Consider the following 19401-nt stretch of genomic DNA (forward strand, 5'->3'; position numbering starts at 1 on the left):
AGTTCATCAAAAAGTGAAACATTATAGGTGAAGCAGACGCTTTTACGTTGAATTTAAGGCTTATTCGAGAATAAGCCATTAAAATCTTTTGATGAAGAGCTCAAAAGATTTTTTTGCTAAACTTCCAACCCGTGTACACAGCCCATCAAGGTTTTCTTAGCAGACTCTAAATGTTGCTTCATAGCAAGTACAGCACTTGCATGATCGTGTGAAATTAGATGTTCAAGAATAATGATATGCTCGTTAATTGCGACAGTAAAACGTTCTAACTCACCATTTTTATCCCACTGATAATGGTAATGGCAGATAAATGAAACAATCTCATAAAATTGGTCAATAAAACGGTTTGTTTTTTTAGCGCGTAGTTTAAAATGAAAAGCCTTATCTAGATCTGGAAATTCCATATAGCGGTTTTTCATATCAGTTCGTACTTCTTGATGGGCTTGTAATAAATCAGCGAGTTCAGACCAAATTTTGTCATCATTAGGTGCTCGAAGTAAATCATTTAAAGCATTCATTTCAAGCATTTCTCTGAAGTCGATAAGCTCTTTAGCAAAGGCTTCATCAAATTCAACCATTTGCCAACGGCCACGAGGAATTTTTTTTATTAAGCCATTATTTGAAAACTTAATTAAAAACTCCCTTACACTAATTGTTGTACAGCCTGAGTTCTGAGCTAAGCTCAGTTCAGAAAACCTATCTCCTGGGAGTAACTTTCCATGATGAATTAGGCTCATAAAATATTTTTCTATTTGCTCATCTTTAGTAGATGCTTTGTTTTCAATATCAAAGAAATCAGTATCTTCAGGTTGTCGCAATACAATCTTATGGGAGCCTTCACGCTTCACTAAACCATTTTCAATCAAATATTCTATACATGCCCTAACGGTTGTTCGACTTATTTTTAGTTGCCGAGTTAACTCCATATCATTAGCCATAACATTTTGGCCTTCTGGTAACTCATTGATATGATTTAATATCAGGTTAATGGATTGTTTGAACAGATAGGTTTTATTCGACGCCATATTAATCTCACTTTTTATAAACGTTATCCATACTATTGAGACATACCACTAATTAAGTAGAATTTTATAGTTAATAACCATATACAGTAATTTTCATTTTAAGCCTAAACAGGACTTATTTACAAAACAAATAATGTAAATTGTATTTTTTAAGGTGTAAATCAAGTCTAAAACTCAAATTTTCAGTATTAAAGAGATGTTTCATAGAATTTTAAACGTAGTTTATTGAAATGCTTTCTTTGTTATCAAAGAGTGCTTTATTAATTTTAATTATTGACTTCCACTTTATATGTGGATTTGCATATAAAAACACACATTGATTGCGAAGCACCTATAAAGGTTAAAAAATAACAAAGTAGTGTGCAAAGTTTAATAAGTTGATTAGCAATAGAAAATAAAGGGGGTTCAAATAGAGAGATTCAATTTCAAAGACAAAAACATAAAAATAATTTAACGAAAGAATGGCTTTCAGTTCTTTATTTTGTAAGTCCCGTTAGACTGACATCGTCTGTTTTGAGTCCAATTAAATTTCTTAAAGATTAAGCTAGTAGCTAAAAGTGCCAATGATGGGCACTGCCAACGAAAAACCATCACGTTTTCTAGCCATGATTGGTTAGCAATTAATACAGGTCAGGAGGCATGGCTTCCGGGTTTGTTGATGACAAGTTTGGTAAACCGGGTGATAACGTGTCCCTGATAAAGCCAGTTCAAATACCTGGGAAGGTATAGCAACCACCAATCATACAAGGGGCGATAGTTCATATGATCACGATTGGAAAAGCTCAAAGGAATTGCTTTATTGGTTAGTGGAGAATGTGAGTAAAGGTGGTAATTTCTTACTCAATGTAGGTCCTGATGGTCAAGGCGTCATACCTACAGAGTCTGCAGATATCTTAAAGGAAGCAGGGCAATGGCTCGCTGTAAATGGCGAAGCAATCTATGGCTCTAAGCCTTGGGATGTCAATCATGAAGGACCTACAAAAATTGACATTAAAGGGACAAAGTATCGTCAAGATAACCAAGTTACTTTTGACTTTACCGACAAAGACTTTTGGTTCACCGAAAAGGAAAATAAACTATACGCAATCTCGTTTGCTTGGCCTAAAAATAATAAAGTGCTAGTTGCCTCTTTGCATGTACAAAATATAAAATCTATTCGGACACTCGGTCAAAAAGGCCGTGTTCAATGGAAGCAGACATCGAAATTACCTTATCTACTAATACCAATCAGGAACCTGGTTATACTTTAGAGGTTCAGTTATTTTAATTAGATTATTGCAGTAAGTAATGCGCCTTATAGGATCTTATTCACTGAAGTATAAATAGCCTTCAGCGTTAAAGTTCCTCAAAAATTTCTCCTTTAGTATAAAATGTGAACGCTGCTTACACGAGCCACATAAGTAAAGGTAAACGCTTTCCAATATTAAGCAGTCTTAATCTCATAACAACACAGTAACTTAAGTGAGATTGTTCACACTCATGTATTCACTAACCCCAACTTACTAGTTATGATTTATGTGTAATATGAATATAATTAAACCATTTTTATTTTTTGTTTTTTAAATTTATCATTTGTTTTCAATTGTTTATTTTATTTTGTTATTTTTAATTGCTTATTTTGTGTGTTTTTATATGTAAAAGTATTGTCATGCTGATTTAAATATGTCATTGTGAACGTGATGTAAATAATAGTAACTAAAATAATGGGGAACACACACAATGCATAAAGTTCTTAGAGTTAGTGCGCTGAGTTTAGCAATCGTTAACATATTAGCCGTTTCAACATTTGCGAGTGCCGCACAGGAAAATGAAAAAGCACAAAAGGATATTGAAACAATATCTGTCACAGGTATCCGCTCTAGCTTAAGCCGTTCACAAATGGTGAAGCGTTACTCTGCATCTGTTGTTGATGCCATTTCTGCTGATGATTTAGGTAAATTTGCAGATGAAAATATCGTTGATGGATTGTCCCGAGTGCCAGGTGTTCAAGTTGAAAGAAATGATGGTGGACAGCAAGGAGATAGAATTAGTGTCCGTGGTTTAGGGCCGCAGTTTGTGACTGCTACTGTAAATGGGCGTACTTTGCTTTCTGCTGGTAGAGAGGGTGGGCAAGGTAGTGTGCGCTCTGTTAATATGAATGTACTACCACCAAATATGTTTTCAGGTGTTGTAGTTAAAAAAACCCCTACAGCTACAGATACCGCGTCAGGCTTAGGTGGTTCAGTTGATTTACAGTTATTAAAACCTGGTGACCTCTTCAAAAGTGGTGATGAAGGAAATGTAGTCGGTTCTGTATCAATACGCAGTGATTATCCAAGCATCTCAGAAGAGTTTGGTTACAGAGTTAACGGTATTGTTGGTTTTCAAAGTGATGATGAGGCTTGGTCTGGTTATATAACCGCTTTAAAAGGCGAGTCACACCCTTCAAGAAATCAAAACTTTCCAATCAATACTACCAGCCTTGCAGATATTAATTTGGACGATAATGGTGATGGCATTGCAGATCGTACAGAAACAGTCACTGCTTTTGATGCTGTAAACTTAGAACCCATTAGAGAAGATAGAATAACTAACTCAATCTCAGGTGCGATTCAATTTACTCCATCGTCAGATCTTACAATTATAGCTGACTATATTTCTACGGAATTTGATAATAAATCATTTCGAAATCGTGGTCGATTAAACCTCTTACCCAATGGAGGCGGTGATGCATTCCAAGCTGACCATGTTATAGATTCTAGTTCAGTGAACATTAATGAAAATGGCATTTTAACTTCAATTGACTTTGATGGGTGTGCTGGCTGTGACCCTAAGGGCCAATTAATGCCAATTCTATTTAATAACTTAACAAAAACAACGCTTACAGGAATAAACTTTGATTGGCAAATAAGTAATCGTCTGAAGATGGTAACGGATCTGTATTTTTCAGAAACAAAGTATGAACAAGACCTTAAATATACATCATTACTTGTTGACTTAAATGGTGGAAGTGGCGTTAGTTTCGAAGCCACTAATGAGTCTATGATGATTGACTTTGGTGAAAGCCTTTTCGATAAAAGTAATACAATTTTTACAAATGGTGCTACAAGAAGAGATTATTTTGACGCGAAGGATTATGGTTTAAAGTTAGATTTCAGCTATGAGTTAGATGGTGTCATAACATCGGTTGACTTCGGTGGTCGCTATTCTGTTGGTGATGTAGATGCCCAACGTACAGCTGTTGGTTTGGTTGCAAATAATACCGGTTTTGATCAAGGTGATGGTATTAGTTACCCTGCTAACCCTGGGGAAGCTGAAGCGGCTTTGGATGCAACTTTAGCTGGTGGTACTAGTAATTTCGGAAGTATATTTCCAATGCTACCAAATCTTAGCATTGAGAATGCAATAGATGTATTGCCTGCATTGAACGGTATACCAGCAGTAGACCTCTCTTCCTCTTATAAATTGAAGGAAGAAATATTAGCTTTATACACACAAGTAAATTTTGATTTCGATTATAAATGGACTGGTAACCTAGGTTTAAGAGCAGTTCAAGTGAAAAGCACTGCCGAAGGCGCTGAAATTGCCGGTAGCTTAGTTGCGGGTAACTTGCCCCCTAATAGTACGACTATAATCACCCCTGTTAAAATTGAAAATGATTATGTTGAATTCCTTCCATCACTTAATTTAAGCTATAAATTTACAGATGATGTAATTCTACGCCTTGGGGGCTCTAAAACTATAACTATGGCAGATCCCTCAGAACTAGCCCCTCGAGCAAACGTATCAGTAAACGAAAAAGGTGAGGCGCTTTCTGTCTCAAAAGGTAATCCAAATTTAGACCCTCTTAGCTCTATTAATTTTGATGCAACTATCGAATTTTATACAGAGAATGATGGTTCAATTGTTTTTAGTGTATTTAGAAAGCAGGTTAGTAACTTTATTATTCCAGAGGTTGCTTATACTCAATATGGAAACTCTGTTGGTGAAATACCTGTGTCTCAATTTGAAAATTATTCAGATGGTAATCTCGGTGGATTTGAAATTGGAGGTAATCAACCATTAGATTTCATAATCGATGGTTTGGGTATACAAGCCAATTATACTTATGTTGATTCAAGTTTTGACGAAGATGTGGGAGATGAAGGCTTTGGATTTCCTGGATCTTCTAAAAATAATTTTAATGCAATTATTTATTATGAAAAAGCTGGTTTTGGTACTCGCTTAACGTACAGCTATCGTGATGATTACTTAAATTGTTTAGCAGGAAATTGTGATCAAAATGTATCTGGCAGCCCTTTATTTACTCAAGCTCAAAGTATCGTCAACATAAACTTTGGCTATGATATAACAGAGAATATAAATGCAACATTTGAAGTTAATAATATCTTTTCTGAGGATAGGCGAGATTTTGCAACAGATCAGTCACATTTCGCAGGCTATTATGAAAGGGAAAGAACAGTTGTTTTAGGCTTTAGTACTAAATTTTAAATTAACTTAAACTGTAATGTAGCAAAAGTTAGGAGATCATAGAGAGAACTGCACTCTATTGATCTCTATACCAACAACACAGTTCAAAGGTTGGGTTTTATACGTTGGAACTTTAGTCACCTAGCATAGAACCCTCTACTTAATAAACAATATGACAGGGATTAATTGAGATAATTCTATTGCCTATAAACCTTTTGATTTAGTGGTGATAACTGTTCATAAGGACAAGTTATATCATGGGTCTCGATTGTGTAAGTTGATCCATAAACAGCATAAGTTTGAGCTCTAGTGCTTTGAGATTGTTTATGATAGGGAAAGTGAAACTTAGTTAGGTGAGCTCATTCTTCGCTTTATATCTAATGATTACCAGTGACATATATTCGAGCAATAAAAGAAGAATTACAGTGACTTATTACCGTATCAAAGTTCCCTTACTAAAGCCAGCTTTAACTAAAGGCATCTTCACAGCGAGTGAATTCGAGTTTAAAAATATATAGGGGAAAATCCAGTAATGTGTTTGTGGTAAATATGATGAGCTGGCCAAGAGCTGAAGTACTTATGTCAATCGAGGCCTGTTAAAAAATTAAATTTAAAGTCACATAAATTCTTACTTTTCGTTGATATTCTTATAATTGGTGCTGTTATAAATAAAAATACAGTTTTTATGTTTTAATTTTCATGACGATATTTAAATAAACGGCGAATCCATTATTACAAATATTGGGTTCATGCAAAAAGCTAAAAGTAAAGGTAAGAAAGACAAAATGAATACAGCTTTAGTTCAGAGGGTTATAAGAGATTTTATTAAAGCTGGTTAGGTTTAAATTTAACGAATAAGTAACATATAAAATAATAGGAATATTCAATGAAAATCTTCAACACACATTTATTTTCAGGCATTGCTAGTGCCTTTATTTTAAGCAGTACCTTCAGTGTATATGCCCAAGAAAATTCATTATCAATGGATGAGCTGTGGGGGGAGACAAGTATGAAAGCCTCCCAAAATGTTGATAAATCTAGTCAGCAGCAGTTTATGCAAGACAAATATTCAATGTTCATCCATTGGGGATTGTATTCTATTCCCGCTGGTGAGTGGAAAGGCAAAACCTATTATGGAATTTCTGAATGGTTAATGTCTGACCGTGTTGCTGATATTGCCGTAGATGAGTATAAAAAATTAGCGACGGATTTTTACCCTGATCAATTTGATGCAAAGGCGATAGTAAAAATGGCGGTAGATGCCGGTATGAAAAATATCGTTATTACCGCTAAGCATCACGAGGGGTTTGCTATGTATCATTCAAAATCGAGTGATTATGATATTGAAGATGCCACCTCATTCTCTCGTGATCCATTAAAAGAGTTAGCACAAGCTTGTCAAGAAGCTGGGATTGGTTTGGGTTTTTATTACTCGCAAATGCAAGATTGGTATGAACAAGGTGGTGCAGGTGTAAGTTGGTCTTCACCAGAACAAAAAGGTGATTTTGATACCTATTTTGAAGAAAAAGTTGTCCCGCAAGTGACTGAGCTATTGACTCAATATGGGCCAATTCGCACTGTTTGGTTTGATACCCCTGGTAGTATGACTAAAGAGCAGTCGATGAAACTTGTACACTTAGTGCGTAACTTGCAGCCAAAATCATTAATTAATAGCCGTATTGGTAATGGGGTTGGTGATTTTTCTACTTTAGGCGATCACAGTCTTTCAGAAGTAAATCATCCAGGGTTATGGGAGACCATAGACACCACTAATAACAGCTGGGGCTATGCTTGGTACGATAAAAACTGGAAATCTGGCACAGAAATATTACGTCGTTTGATTTCAACCGTTGGTCGCGGTGGCAACTATATGTTAAATATTGGCCCTGATGCTAAAGGACGAGTACCAGAGTTGGCTAAGGCCGGATTAGAAAGTGCAGGACAATGGTTAAAGCAATATGGCTTTACTATTTATGGTGCACAATCATCACCTTGGGGGCGCGCACAAAGTTGGGGTGATATCACAGTACAGGGTAATAAAGTTTATCTACATGTGTTTGATTGGCCTGAAGATGGAAAAATTCACCTGTCAGGTTTACAAAACCGTATCCTATCTAGCAAGTTACTTGGAAGTGATGCAAAAAAAGTCTCTGTCAAAAAACAAAGTAATGGCTGGTTAACCGTGAATGTGCCTTTTGTAGGAGTAGATGAGCGGATCTCAGTTATTGAGTTAGAAGTGGTCGGTGCGCCTAAAGTTGATGACACCCCTGGAATCGATCCGAGCATTACCACGATACTTAATTCAGCCTTTGCTGATTGTAACGGCTGTAAGAATGCAGAAATCCGCTGGATGCAAAAGTTTGGTGATTGGAATTATGCTAATAATTTAATGGATTGGCAGAACAACGCTAAAGGGTCGTGGCATGTAGATGTTGCTAAATCAGGTTTTTATCGCTTAGAAGTAGAGTATTCAGCAGATGACGTTGTTGATTTCAGTGAGTGGTTCATTAATTTTGGCGAGCAATATTTGATGTTACAAGCACTGGACACTGGCGAGCGTAAAAATTCATTGCGCCAATCTAAAGGTCGTACTTTATATCGTTACCGCACCGATGTTGTTGGTGTTATTGAGCTTAATGCAGGTAAACAGAATATCACTGTAACACCCAAAGACAAGGTTGTTGGTGGAGGTATTAATCTCAAAGCTATCCATTTAGTTCCTGTGGAAAAGTAAGCACTGACTGTTAATACTAGTTTGTAAATTAACAAAGCACGCAAGCCAATCTGCGTGTTTTTTTCTTCAGTGATTGAAAATATAGTAATCATAATAAAGTGCTACATCGCATTTAGTGTTTTTCTTGGCTTTACGGTCCAAATCTACAGGTAGCTAAAGTTGAATCTACATGGTAGTTCTTATCCGAAAACTATAATACCAAGCAAACAAGGTATTAAATTACTTTGCTAGTGAGTCTGTCCCGTACGTTTAAATTCCCTGCTAAGTCAGCCCCAACTCGTATTACGATCAAGCGTTATCACTATGAAATCTATATTGCATTTTTGTTAGTAAAACTCATCTGAATACCTATTAAATTCCTTACACAATGTTTGGGTTTATTTTACATTTAAAAAACAACTGCATGATTGGATTTATTACTTAGCCTTTAATCCTTAGATGTACATTTAAATATAAAAATACATAAATTTATTGACGCTAATGTTAATAAGTGATTAAATTAAATTATGTTCAGAGATAGCTTATAAACAGCCAAGTAAATATTTTCAATAAATGTGGGAGGGTCTTTTTACTTGGACATAAACAGCCCGCTGGAAGAATATTGTTAGGATGTAAGAATGATAAATAAACATTTTGTTCTATTGAACAAAGACGACAATGTTTTTGTATGTTGTAGAGAGTTACTCAAAGGTAACTCAATAACGTTAGAAGGCGTTGAAGTAATAATGACTGCAGATATTACTGTTGGTCATAAAATTTCCAGAAAGCAGGTTACTAAAGGTGACAAAATTTTAAAATATGGCGTTTCTATTGGTTCAGCAACTCAAGACATCGCTTTTGGCGAACATGTACACCTGCATAATATGAAAAGTGATTACATAGCAAGCCATACTCGTCAATCGAAAGTAGGGAAAAACTCATGAAAGGCTATTTAAGGAAGGATGGCCGCAAAGGCATTCGTAACGTTATTTTGGTGACTTATTTAGTTGAGTGTGCCCATCATGTAGCAAGAGCAATTGTGAATGGCTCAGCTCAAGACGATGTGCAGTTAATCGGGTTTCCAGGTTGTTATCCAAATGATTACTCTTTAAACATCATGGAAAAATTATGTACTCACCCAAACGTAGCAGGTGTGTTGATTGTGTCTTTAGGGTGCGAAGGGTTTAATCGAGAGCAATTGGCAAATACAATCACTTCGAGTGGCCGTGATGTTGAAACCTTGGTCATTCAAAAAACGGGTGGTACTCGTAAAACAATTGATGCTGGTTTAGCTAGCGTTAAGAACCTTCTCCAAAGTGCATATCAAGCAGAAATCGTGCCTATGGACATCAGCGAATTGGTGGTTGGCACCATTTGTGGCGGTTCAGATGGTACCAGTGGTATAGGGGCAAACCCAGCTGTTGGCGTTTGTTTTGATAAGTTAATTACTGATGATGCCGTTTGTATGTTTGAAGAAACGGGTGAGTTAATTGGCTGCGAACAAATTATGGCTGAACGTGCCATTACCCCAGAGTTGGGCGTGGAGATCATGAAGTCGGTCGAAAAAGCTGAGCGCTATTATACCAAAATGGGGTACGGTAGTTTTGCGCCAGGTAATGCGGAAGGTGGTCTGTCAACGCAAGAAGAAAAATCAATGGGTGCTTACGCAAAGTCGGGTAGTTCAAAAATACATGGTTTAATTAAACCCGGTGATATTCCCACACAAGGTGGCTTATACCTAATGGATGTGGTCCCCGATGGCGAACCCATGTTTGGCTTTCCGAACATTGTTGATAACGCCGAGATAGTCGAAATGATTGCATCTGGTTCGCATATTATTTTATTCACTACCGGTCGCGGCTCGGTTGTTGGCTCTGCGATTTCGCCTGTAATTAAAGTGTGCGCAAACCCAGAAACCTATGACAATTTGTCAGACGATATGGATATTAATGCGGGTAAAGTGATTAATGGCGAGGCAAGTGTCGAGCAAGTTGGTGAAGAAATTTATCAGCTGGTACGCGAAGTTGCTCAAGGTAAGTCATCTAAATCAGAGGCATTAGGCCACCAAGAATTTGTTTTAACTTATAAGAAGTTTGAGGCAATTGGCCCAACTTGTTTACCTACAATTAGGTAGTGGAGTTAAGTTGTATGTTTAAAAATAGACAAATTGGTAATACAGCAGTAAAGGTATCTGAACTAGGTTTTGGTGCGGCATCACTCGGTAATTTATATAAAAAAATATCGGATGATGAAGCCCAAAAAACATTGCATACGGCGTTATCTTTGGGGATCAATTTATTCGACACTGCGCCACGCTATGGCTTGGGGTTAAGTGAACGTAGGGTGGGCGATGTACTGCGCACTCGCGCTAAGTCTGATTATGTTATATCGACTAAGGCTGGGCGGATATTAACCCCCGATCGCAATGCCAAAGTAGATGAATTGAGATATGGCTTTGATACCCCGATGCCATTTGATGCCCATTATGACTATACCTACGACGGTATTATGCGTTCGTTTGAAGATAGTATTCAGCGCTTAGGCTTAGCGGAAATTGATATTTTGCTGGTTCACGATATTGGTGTAGATACGCATGGTGATAAAGACTCTTACTATTACCAACAATTAGTTTCAGGTGGCTATAAAGCACTGGATGAACTTCGCCAACAAGGCTTGATCAAAGCAGTCGGCTTAGGCGTAAATGAAACTGAAGTTTGTGAAAGAGTGATGGGTTTAGGTCAATTTGATTGTTTCTTATTGGCAGGACGTTACTCGTTATTAGAGCAAGATGCCTTAGATAGCTTTTTACCTAAGTGTCAGCAGTATGGCGCTTCGATAATCTTAGGCGGTCCTTATAACTCAGGGATTTTAGCGACAGGCGTACAAAATGGTGGCGTGCCGCATTACAACTATGAACCTGCACCTACAGATATCATCACTAAGGTCAGTAAAATAGAAGATATTTGTAAGGAATTTGCGGTTCCTCTTGCAGCAGCCGCACTGCAGTTTCCACTGGGCCATGATGCCGTTGCAACCGTTATTCCGGGAATGGGCAGTGAAAGCAGAGTGAGTAAGACAGTCGAGTTATTTAAGCACGAAATACCAGACGAATTTTGGTCAAGCTTAATCCAGGCTGGTTTATTAAGAGAAGATGCGCCACTTCCTAATAAAAGGTAAATGTTATGTCTCATACAGTGATAGATAGCCATCATCATTTTTGGCAGTTAAGCCGAGGTGACTACCAGTGGTTAACACCAGCGCTAACGCAATTGTATCGTGATTATTTACCTGAAGACTATACGCAAGCAGTCAGTCTGCATAAACCAGCTCAAACTGTGCTGGTCCAGGCGGCTGCCACAGATGCTGAAACTGATTTTATGTTAGCACTGGCTAAAAATAGTGCAGTTATTGGCGGGGTTGTGGGTTGGATTGATTGGACCTTATCTGAACAACAGGTATGTCAACGATTATCTACCCTTTGCGAGCAGCAAAAATTTAAAGGTGTACGACCTATGCTGCAGGATATTGAGGATGTTGAATGGATTTTAAATCCCGCTTTTGCACCGATATTTAAGCAGTTAGAAACCCGGGGTTTAACCTTTGATGCGTTAGTTAAAACAGAGCATCTGGAGAGTATAAAAAACATTTCACAGCAGTATCCGCAGTTAAACATTGTTATCGACCATTGTGCGAAACCAGACATTGCCAATAATGAGTTTCAGACATGGGCAACTGCGTTAAGTACTTTTAAAACCTGTAGCAATGTGTATATCAAACTATCTGGCCTAACAACAGAAGCTGCGAGTGAGCAAACTGAGGCTGTAAATTTCATTCATTATTTACAGCTCGTGACTGAAATTTTTGGTTCGTCACGAATGATGTGGGGCAGTGATTGGCCGGTGGTCAATATTAACAGTAGTTACACGGATTGGTACTCATTAACCGAGCAACTAACTGATGATTGGTGCGCAGAAGATAAACAAAACCTTTGGTCTAATACGGCGAAAGCTTTTTATAAATTAGTAAGTTAAGGAATATTAAAATGAAAAATAAAATAGCAGTAGTAACCGGCGGTGGCAGCGGCATTGGCTACAGTATTTGTAAAGCTCTCGGCGAGGCTAACTATAAAGTAATTGTCCTTGATTTAAATTTAGCAGCGGCAGAAGCCACTGCCACAGAAATTAAAACTACGGGCTGGCAAGCCGATGCATTCGCGGTAGATGTTTCAAATGCAGCAGCGGTGTCTGACGTATTTGCACAAATTACACAAGACAATAAGAGCATTGATATCTTAATCAATAACGCGGGTATTGGTTCAGTTGGCACAATTGAAGAAACATCAGAGCAAGAACTAGATAAAGTTTATAACGTCAATGTTAAAGGTGTTTACAACTGTGCTGCCGCGGTAGTGCCTATCATGAAGGCGCAACGTGCCGGGATTATTATTAATATGGCGTCGATAGCGTCAACTGTGGGTATCCCAGATCGTTTTGCCTACTCAATGAGTAAAGGGGCTGTTTTAACGATGACCTATTCAATTGCCAGAGATTATGTTGATTACGGTATTCGTTGTAACTGTATTGCGCCTGGGCGTGTTCATACTCCTTTTGTTGAAGGCTATCTAGAGAAAAATTACGCCGATAAAAAAGAAGAAATGTTCGAAAAGTTATCTAAATCTCAACCTATTGGCAGAATGGGAACACCAGAAGAAATTGCGGGTTTAGTACAGTATTTATGCTCAGAGCAGGCATCGTTTATTACTGGCACCAATATTCCGATTGATGGTGGGTTTGTCACTATTAATAACTAGTCAATACAAAGCTAACACACAACACAATACACAATAAAAAAGGTTGTCAAAATGAACAACACATGCGTAATGAGCAATACATCTCAAAAGTATGAAGTCGTACCGAAGGCGTTTTTAGCATCATTTATTTTGGTGACGTTATGTTTCCCTTTATGGGGATTTGCTAATGATATTACTAACCCTTTAGTGAAAGCGTTTTCTAAAATTTTGCAAATGAGCGCTGCTGAAGGCACGTTAGTGCAAGTTGCCTTTTATGGTGGGTATGGTTTGATGGCTATTCCCGCTGCTATCTTTATAAAAAAGTACACTTATAAAGCGGGCTTAATTTTGGGATTAGCTTTTTACGCATTAGGGGCTTTTTTATTTATTCCTGCAGCGGGAGCACAAGCGTTTGCGCCCTTTTTACTGGCATTCTTTGTAATGACCTGTGGTTTGTCTTTTTTAGAAACCAGTGCTAACCCGTATATTTTATCAATGGGGCCAAAAGAAACAGCTACACAACGCTTGAACTTAGCACAAGCATTTAACCCTGTTGGATCTTTATTGGGTATGTTTATTGCCACCCAATTTATTATTCAAAAACTAAATCCGGCAACAGATGCACAGCGCAGAGAGCTCGCTGCCCAAGGATCTAATTCCGCTTTAGAGCAACTGGCTGCAATTACAAGTAATGATTTACAGGTTATTCGTAATCCTTATTTAGTGATTGGCTTTGTAGTACTTGTGGTTTTAATCATTATTGCTATTAAAAAGATGCCTACGACAGAAAAAAAATCGAGTGACTTAGATGTTCGCGGCACGTTTAAACGCTTGTTTGAAAACCGTAACTATCGTGAAGGGGTTATCGCACAAATGTTTTATGTGGGTGCACAAATTATGTGTTGGACCTTCATTATTCATTATGGCACTGAAGTGTTGGTTAAAACGGGTATGTCAGAAAAAGCGGCTGAAGCGCAATCACAAATGTACAACATATATGCCATGATCATTTTTTGTATAAGCCGTTTTGTATGTACGTTTTTACTAAAGTACATTAATCCAGGTCGCTTACTGATGATATTAGCCGCGGCAGGCATTGGCTTTACTATTGCCACTATCTTTTTAGAAGGTATAGCGGGTATTTACGCATTAGTTTGTATTTCAGCTTGTATGTCACTTATGTTCCCTACAATTTATGGTATTGCGCTAGAAGGGACTGGCGATGACGCGAAATTAGGCGCTGCAGGTTTGATAATGGCTATTGTCGGTGGCACGTTCTTACCAATGGCACAGGCATCAATCATCGATATGAACACTGTGCTAGATGGATTCTCTGCGACAAAAGCATCGTTTGTACTGCCACTTATTTGCTTTGTTGTTATTGCGAGTTATGGCAAACGCTCTCAAAAAGTAGGGTAAATGATGAAACAGTATTGTTTGGCGCTGGATCTCAAAGATGATCCTGAGTTAATTAACGAATATAAAAAGTACCACGCTAAGGGCAATGTTTGGCCTCAAGTGATTGACTCAATTAAGCAAGCCGGAATTAGAGATATGCAGATTTATTTGCTAGGTAATCGCTTGTTTATGACTGTAGTGGCAACAGATGATTTTAGCTTTGCACAAAAACAACAAATGGATCTTATGAACAATAAGGTACAAGAGTGGGAAGCATTAATGAGTACATTTCAGCAAGCATTACCAGGTTATGACTTGGGGAGTAAGTGGCAGCTGATGGAAAGAATTTTCGATTTAAATGAATAGTAATAATTAACGAATAGAGGTATTTATGAAATTAGTAAGATTTGGTGAAGTAGGTCAAGAAAAGCCAGGTATTTTAGATGCTGACAATGTACTTAGAGATGTATCAGAGCATATTAATGACTATGACAGCGCCTTTTTTGCTGAAGATGGCCTAGCTAAATTACAGAAAATTGATCTCGCATCTTTACCTGCAGTTGCAGACAATGTACGTATTGCTGAGCCAGTCGCAGAAGTAGGAAAAATGATTTGTGTCGGGCTTAACTATGCTGATCATGCTGCTGAGTCAGGCATGGATGTACCGCCAGAGCCGGTATTATTTTTTAAAGCGACGTCATCAATTGTCGGTCCTAATGACAATGTCGAATTACCTCCTAAGTCTGAAAAAAGTGATTGGGAAGTTGAGCTAGGTGTGGTAATTGGTAAAGAAGCGAAGTACGTATCAGAAGCCGATGCTATGGATTATGTTGCTGGGTTTTGTGTCATTAATGACTTATCTGAGCGCGAGTACCAAATTGAGCGTGCAGGCCAGTGGTGTAAAGGCAAGGGCTGCGATACTTTCGGCCCAGTAGGACCATTTTTAGCCACCCCAGATGAAGTAGGTGACTTTAATAATTTAAGTATTTGGTTAGAGCTTAATGGTAAAACAGTACAAAATGGTAATACCAATACCATGGTCTATAAAGTGCCTTTTTTAGTGCACTATATTAGCCAATATATGAGCCTACAACCAGGTGACATCATCAGTACGGGTACCCCTCCTGGAGTTGGTCTAGGTATGCAACCGCCAGTGTACCTTAAAGAAGGTGATGTAATGCGCTTAGGTATTGGTGGTTTAGGTGTGCAAGAGCAAACCGTTGTGCGCTATAAAGGTTAATAAGTGTAAGAGCAATTGAGAAACATAACTTAATTGCTCTTAATTATTCTAAGGAATAGACGATGATTATATCTGCACCAACAGATTTCAGAGCAGCAGCCAAAAAGCGGCTGCCTCCATTTTTATTTCATTATATTGATGGCGGCTCTTATAAAGAAGATACACTGCGCCGTAATGTTGAAGACTTATCTAATATAGCGCTAAAGCAACGTGTATTAAATGATATGTCTAAGCTTGATTTGAGCACTGAGATATTTGGCGAAAAGTTAGATTTACCGATTGCTCTTGCGCCTGTTGGCTTAACCGGAATGTATGCTAGACGCGGCGAAGTACAAGCGGCTAAAGCGGCTGAAAATAAAGGCCTGCCTTTTATCATGTCAACGGTTTCAGTATGCCCTATAGAAGAGGTTACTCCAGCAATTCAAAGACCGATGTGGTTTCAGCTGTATGTGCTAAAAGATCGTGAATTCATGAAAAATGTCTTGCAAAGGGCTAAGGCTGCAGGTGTAACAACGTTAGTGTTTACTGTTGATATGCCAGTACCGGGCGCACGTTACCGCGACATGCACTCTGGGATGAGCGGTCCTTTTGCTTCTTCTCGGCGTATTCTCCAAGCTATGAAGCACCCTAAATGGGCGTTGGATGTTGGGGTGTTAGGTAAGCCTCATGATCTTGGTAATATCTCTAAATATCGAGGTGCTCCCACCGAGCTTGAGGATTATATTGGTTGGTTAGGCACCAATTTTGACCCTTCAATTAGCTGGAAAGACTTAGAGTGGATCCGTGATTTTTGGGATGGCCCTATGGTCATAAAAGGTATTTTAGATGTCGAAGACGCTAAAGATGCAGTCAAGTTTGGTGCTGATGGTATTGTGGTGTCTAACCACGGTGGCCGCCAACTTGATGGTGCAATCTCTTCCGCTCGTGCACTCCCTGCTATTGCTGATGCCGTAAAAGGCGATATGAAAATATTTGTAGACTCTGGTGTACGCTCTGGTTTAGATGTTTGTCGGATGATGGCTCTCGGTGCAGATTGTGCGCTATTAGGCCGCTCTTACATATATGCTTTAGCTGCTAGAGGGCAACAAGGTGTTGAGGAACTTCTTGATCTATATGATAAAGAAATGCGAGTAGCAATGACCCTCACTGGCGCTAAGACGATTAAAGACTTAACCCGAGACTCATTATACAATATTGATTTTTAATAAATTAACAAGCCTGTTTAAGTTTATTAAACAGGCTTTTTTGTGAGCTAATAAAAAGATAACAACAAGAACTTAAGGTGGATGTTTTTATAGCTAAGTTGCTGTATTTTATAAATAGTAAGACCTTGTTTTGAAAAGGTTTATTTACCTACCTATCTAATTAATTTTTTATCGTTCAAGTGCTTATTTTATATAGCGATATTTAAATATTTAATTTACATCATATGAAGATTGACTTACAGGGAATTGGTGTTTATTCTATATAATTATACACATAGGTTACCCTGGTTTTATTGTTTGGGTTGTCCAGTCAGCCAATCCATTTAAAAACTAGATCCTGCTATAAAGAGCGAACCGTTATTACTAATATTTCGCAGCAGTTTACAATCTTAACTGAATAATTATATAGAAATACACAGTTATAAAATACAGTGGTTATAAACCATAAATAACTTATATCTATAAAAATAAAAACTTACTCTTTGAGTTAAAATGGGAAATATATGAATATATTAAAATCATTAGCGCAAAAGAACCGCAGGACACTTAGTCTTTTCTTATTATGTGTTATAGGCATTACAGGCTGCAATGCACCTGAGCAATCTCAACAAAAAGCTGTACAAGAAGATTTATCTAGTCAGAAACACAAACGTCCAAATATCGTATTATTAATGACCGATGACCAAGGTTATGGTGATTTCAGTATTTATAACAACCCGATTGTTAAAACACCTGAAATTGAAACATTAGCAGCCCAAAGTCAACGTTTCACAAATTTTCACGTAGATCCAACATGTTCACCAACGCGTGCAGCTATTATGAGTGGTAAATATTCATTAAGAGCTGGTGTATGGCATACAGTGATGGGTAGACATATGCTATCTGATAAACATCATATTTTGCCTGAAATATTAAAAGAAGCCGGTTATAACACCGCTATGTTTGGTAAGTGGCACTTAGGTGAGAATTACCCATTCCGTCCACAAGATCAAGGTTTTAATCATGCACTCATTCACGGTGGTGGCGGTGTTGGACAATCGCCAGATTATTGGGAAAATGACCAGTTTGATGATACCTACTTTTTAAATGGTGAAGAAAAGCAATATCAAGGTTTTGCTACTGATGTGTGGTTTAATGAAGCAATAAACTTTATGAAACAACAAAAAGATAAAGACTCCCCCTTCTTTGTTTATTTATCTCTTAACGGCCCGCACATCCCTTGGCGCGCACAAGCCAAATATATCGAACCTTACACCGCATTAGGTTTACCTGAAGATATGGCTAAGTTCTACGGTATGATTGCTAATATAGATGAAAATGTTGGACGCTTGCGTTCTGTTCTTCATGATGAAAAACTTGAAGATGATACTATTTTTATCTTTATGACCGATAACGGTTCATCGATGGCAGCTAAAAGTAATGGTGAACCATTAAATTGGCTTTCAGAAGATGTCAAATTAGCCATTGAAAAACAAACAGGTAAAAAAATAAATACTTTAAATAGTTATATGCGCGGAGGCAAAGCTTCAACTTATGATGGTGGTCATAGAGTGCCATTTTTTATTCGCTGGCCAAATGGTAATTTGGGAGACCCAGCTGATATTAATGATTTAGCTTCTCATTTTGATATTTTACCAACTTTATTAGATTTAGCCGGTATTAAAACCGACAACGTTGATACTGATGGTATTTCGTTAACACCTGTTTTGAAAAACGAAAGTAGCTTACCAAATAGAACATTAGTAGTAACAAACCAAAGAGTGTTAAACCCAGACCCTCAGCGTCCATATTCAGTGATGCAGGGAAATTGGCGTTACGTTCATGCCGTTCAAGATGGGGGAGTGGAGTTATTTGATTTGACAAATGATCCTGGTCAAAAACACGATATTAGCGCGCAACACCCGGAAAAAGTTGCCGAGTTATCTAAATATTATGAACAGTGGTGGCAGTTCACAACGGGTAAAGGTACGCCAACAACTAGACCTATCATTGGTAGTCAATTTGAAAACCCATCACGCTTAACAGGCATGGATTGGTTATCACCAAATACAGGACAAGTGCCATGGTGGCCAGGTTTTGGTGAAGATAAGTGGGGGAAAGGCCACGGCTGGGTTGGTAATGAAGATAAATTTATGGTGTCTCCATGGGCATTAAAAGTGGCTGAAAATGGCCTGTATACCCTGACTTTATATTTACATGATATTCCAGCAAAAAAGGTAATCCCAAAGCGTTTTGCACATTTACAATTAAATGGTGATGTGAAAACTTTGCCAATCCCTCAGGGAGCTACATCAATCTCGTTCAAAGTGCCATTATCGGTTGGTGATTTAGATATACGTGCATGGTTTGATGACCTTAAGGATGAAAGTGGTTTAGCTACAGGCATGCCGGCTTTTTATATGTATGTTGAGAGACAAGAGTAGTAGATAGCGCTCCAACCAACTGAGTTACGGTCGTACAATAGGATTCTTAAATTAAACTTATTACAGGGAGTAATATATTTGGTACGACCGAGTGGATTCGAACCACCGATGTCGGCGTGGGGCATAAAGAGTGGGTAGCGCTCTAACCAACTGAGTTAC

General features: G+C 38.0%; 14 protein-coding genes and 1 pseudogene. 14 read left to right on the forward strand and 1 reads right to left on the reverse strand.

Translation table 11 applies throughout. The features are described from left to right. Window positions 1-116: 116 nt before the first annotated feature. On the reverse strand, window positions 117-1025 hold the full coding sequence (locus QMA12_RS04645; RefSeq protein WP_290208916.1) for an FCD domain-containing protein: 909 nt from the start codon (window positions 1023-1025) through the stop codon (window positions 117-119). A gap of 701 nt (window positions 1026-1726) precedes the next feature. Between QMA12_RS04645 and QMA12_RS04650 the strand changes: the two are divergent. The 14 genes and pseudogenes from QMA12_RS04650 to QMA12_RS04715 form a co-directional block, all read left to right on the forward strand. Continuing rightward, window positions 1727-1945, forward strand: a pseudogene (locus QMA12_RS04650) (alpha-L-fucosidase); the annotation flags it as partial. Window positions 1946-2014: 69 nt separating this feature from the next. Next, window positions 2015-2275: an alpha-L-fucosidase C-terminal domain-containing protein gene (locus QMA12_RS04655; RefSeq protein WP_290209069.1), complete on the forward strand. Its 261-nt coding sequence runs from the start codon at window positions 2015-2017 to the stop codon at window positions 2273-2275. A 469-nt stretch (window positions 2276-2744) separates the two neighbouring features. Then, complete coding sequence (locus tag QMA12_RS04660; protein WP_290208917.1) at window positions 2745-5495, forward strand: TonB-dependent receptor; 2751 nt, start codon at window positions 2745-2747, stop codon at window positions 5493-5495. 865 nt (window positions 5496-6360) lie between these two features. Further along, complete coding sequence (locus QMA12_RS04665; protein WP_290208918.1) at window positions 6361-8208, forward strand: alpha-L-fucosidase; 1848 nt, start codon at window positions 6361-6363, stop codon at window positions 8206-8208. A 617-nt stretch (window positions 8209-8825) separates the two neighbouring features. Further along, window positions 8826-9131: a UxaA family hydrolase gene (locus QMA12_RS04670; RefSeq protein ID WP_290208919.1), complete on the forward strand. Its 306-nt coding sequence runs from the start codon at window positions 8826-8828 to the stop codon at window positions 9129-9131. Next, a complete protein-coding gene (locus QMA12_RS04675) occupies window positions 9128-10321 on the forward strand; it encodes a UxaA family hydrolase (protein WP_087531928.1) in 1194 nt (397 codons plus the stop codon). Before QMA12_RS04670 ends, QMA12_RS04675 begins: the two co-directional genes overlap by 4 nt. 14 nt (window positions 10322-10335) lie before the next feature. Then, a complete protein-coding gene (locus tag QMA12_RS04680; protein ID WP_290208920.1) occupies window positions 10336-11364 on the forward strand; it encodes an aldo/keto reductase in 1029 nt (342 codons plus the stop codon). A 5-nt stretch (window positions 11365-11369) separates the two neighbouring features. Further along, window positions 11370-12218 carry an amidohydrolase family protein gene (locus QMA12_RS04685; protein WP_290208922.1) on the forward strand — a complete coding sequence of 283 codons (849 nt, stop codon included), beginning with the start codon at window positions 11370-11372 and terminating at the stop codon, window positions 12216-12218. An 11-nt stretch (window positions 12219-12229) separates the two neighbouring features. Then, window positions 12230-12997: an SDR family oxidoreductase gene (locus QMA12_RS04690; RefSeq protein ID WP_290208924.1), complete on the forward strand. Its 768-nt coding sequence runs from the start codon at window positions 12230-12232 to the stop codon at window positions 12995-12997. Between the two features lie 51 nt (window positions 12998-13048). Continuing rightward, complete coding sequence (gene fucP / locus QMA12_RS04695; protein WP_217896178.1) at window positions 13049-14395, forward strand: L-fucose:H+ symporter permease; 1347 nt, start codon at window positions 13049-13051, stop codon at window positions 14393-14395. After that, complete coding sequence (locus QMA12_RS04700; protein WP_290208925.1) at window positions 14396-14740, forward strand: L-rhamnose mutarotase; 345 nt, start codon at window positions 14396-14398, stop codon at window positions 14738-14740. A gap of 25 nt (window positions 14741-14765) precedes the next feature. After that, entirely contained in the window at window positions 14766-15614 is an 849-nt protein-coding gene (locus QMA12_RS04705; RefSeq protein WP_290208926.1) for a fumarylacetoacetate hydrolase family protein, read from the forward strand. A gap of 62 nt (window positions 15615-15676) precedes the next feature. Beyond that, a complete protein-coding gene (gene lldD / locus QMA12_RS04710; RefSeq protein ID WP_290208927.1) occupies window positions 15677-16819 on the forward strand; it encodes an FMN-dependent L-lactate dehydrogenase LldD in 1143 nt (380 codons plus the stop codon). Between the two features lie 503 nt (window positions 16820-17322). Then, entirely contained in the window at window positions 17323-19242 is a 1920-nt protein-coding gene (locus tag QMA12_RS04715) for a sulfatase-like hydrolase/transferase (RefSeq protein WP_290208928.1), read from the forward strand. The last annotated feature ends 159 nt before the right edge of the window (window positions 19243-19401 follow it).

Source organism: Pseudoalteromonas sp. APC 3893 (genome assembly GCF_030408095.1).
GTDB lineage: Bacteria > Pseudomonadota > Gammaproteobacteria > Enterobacterales > Alteromonadaceae > Pseudoalteromonas.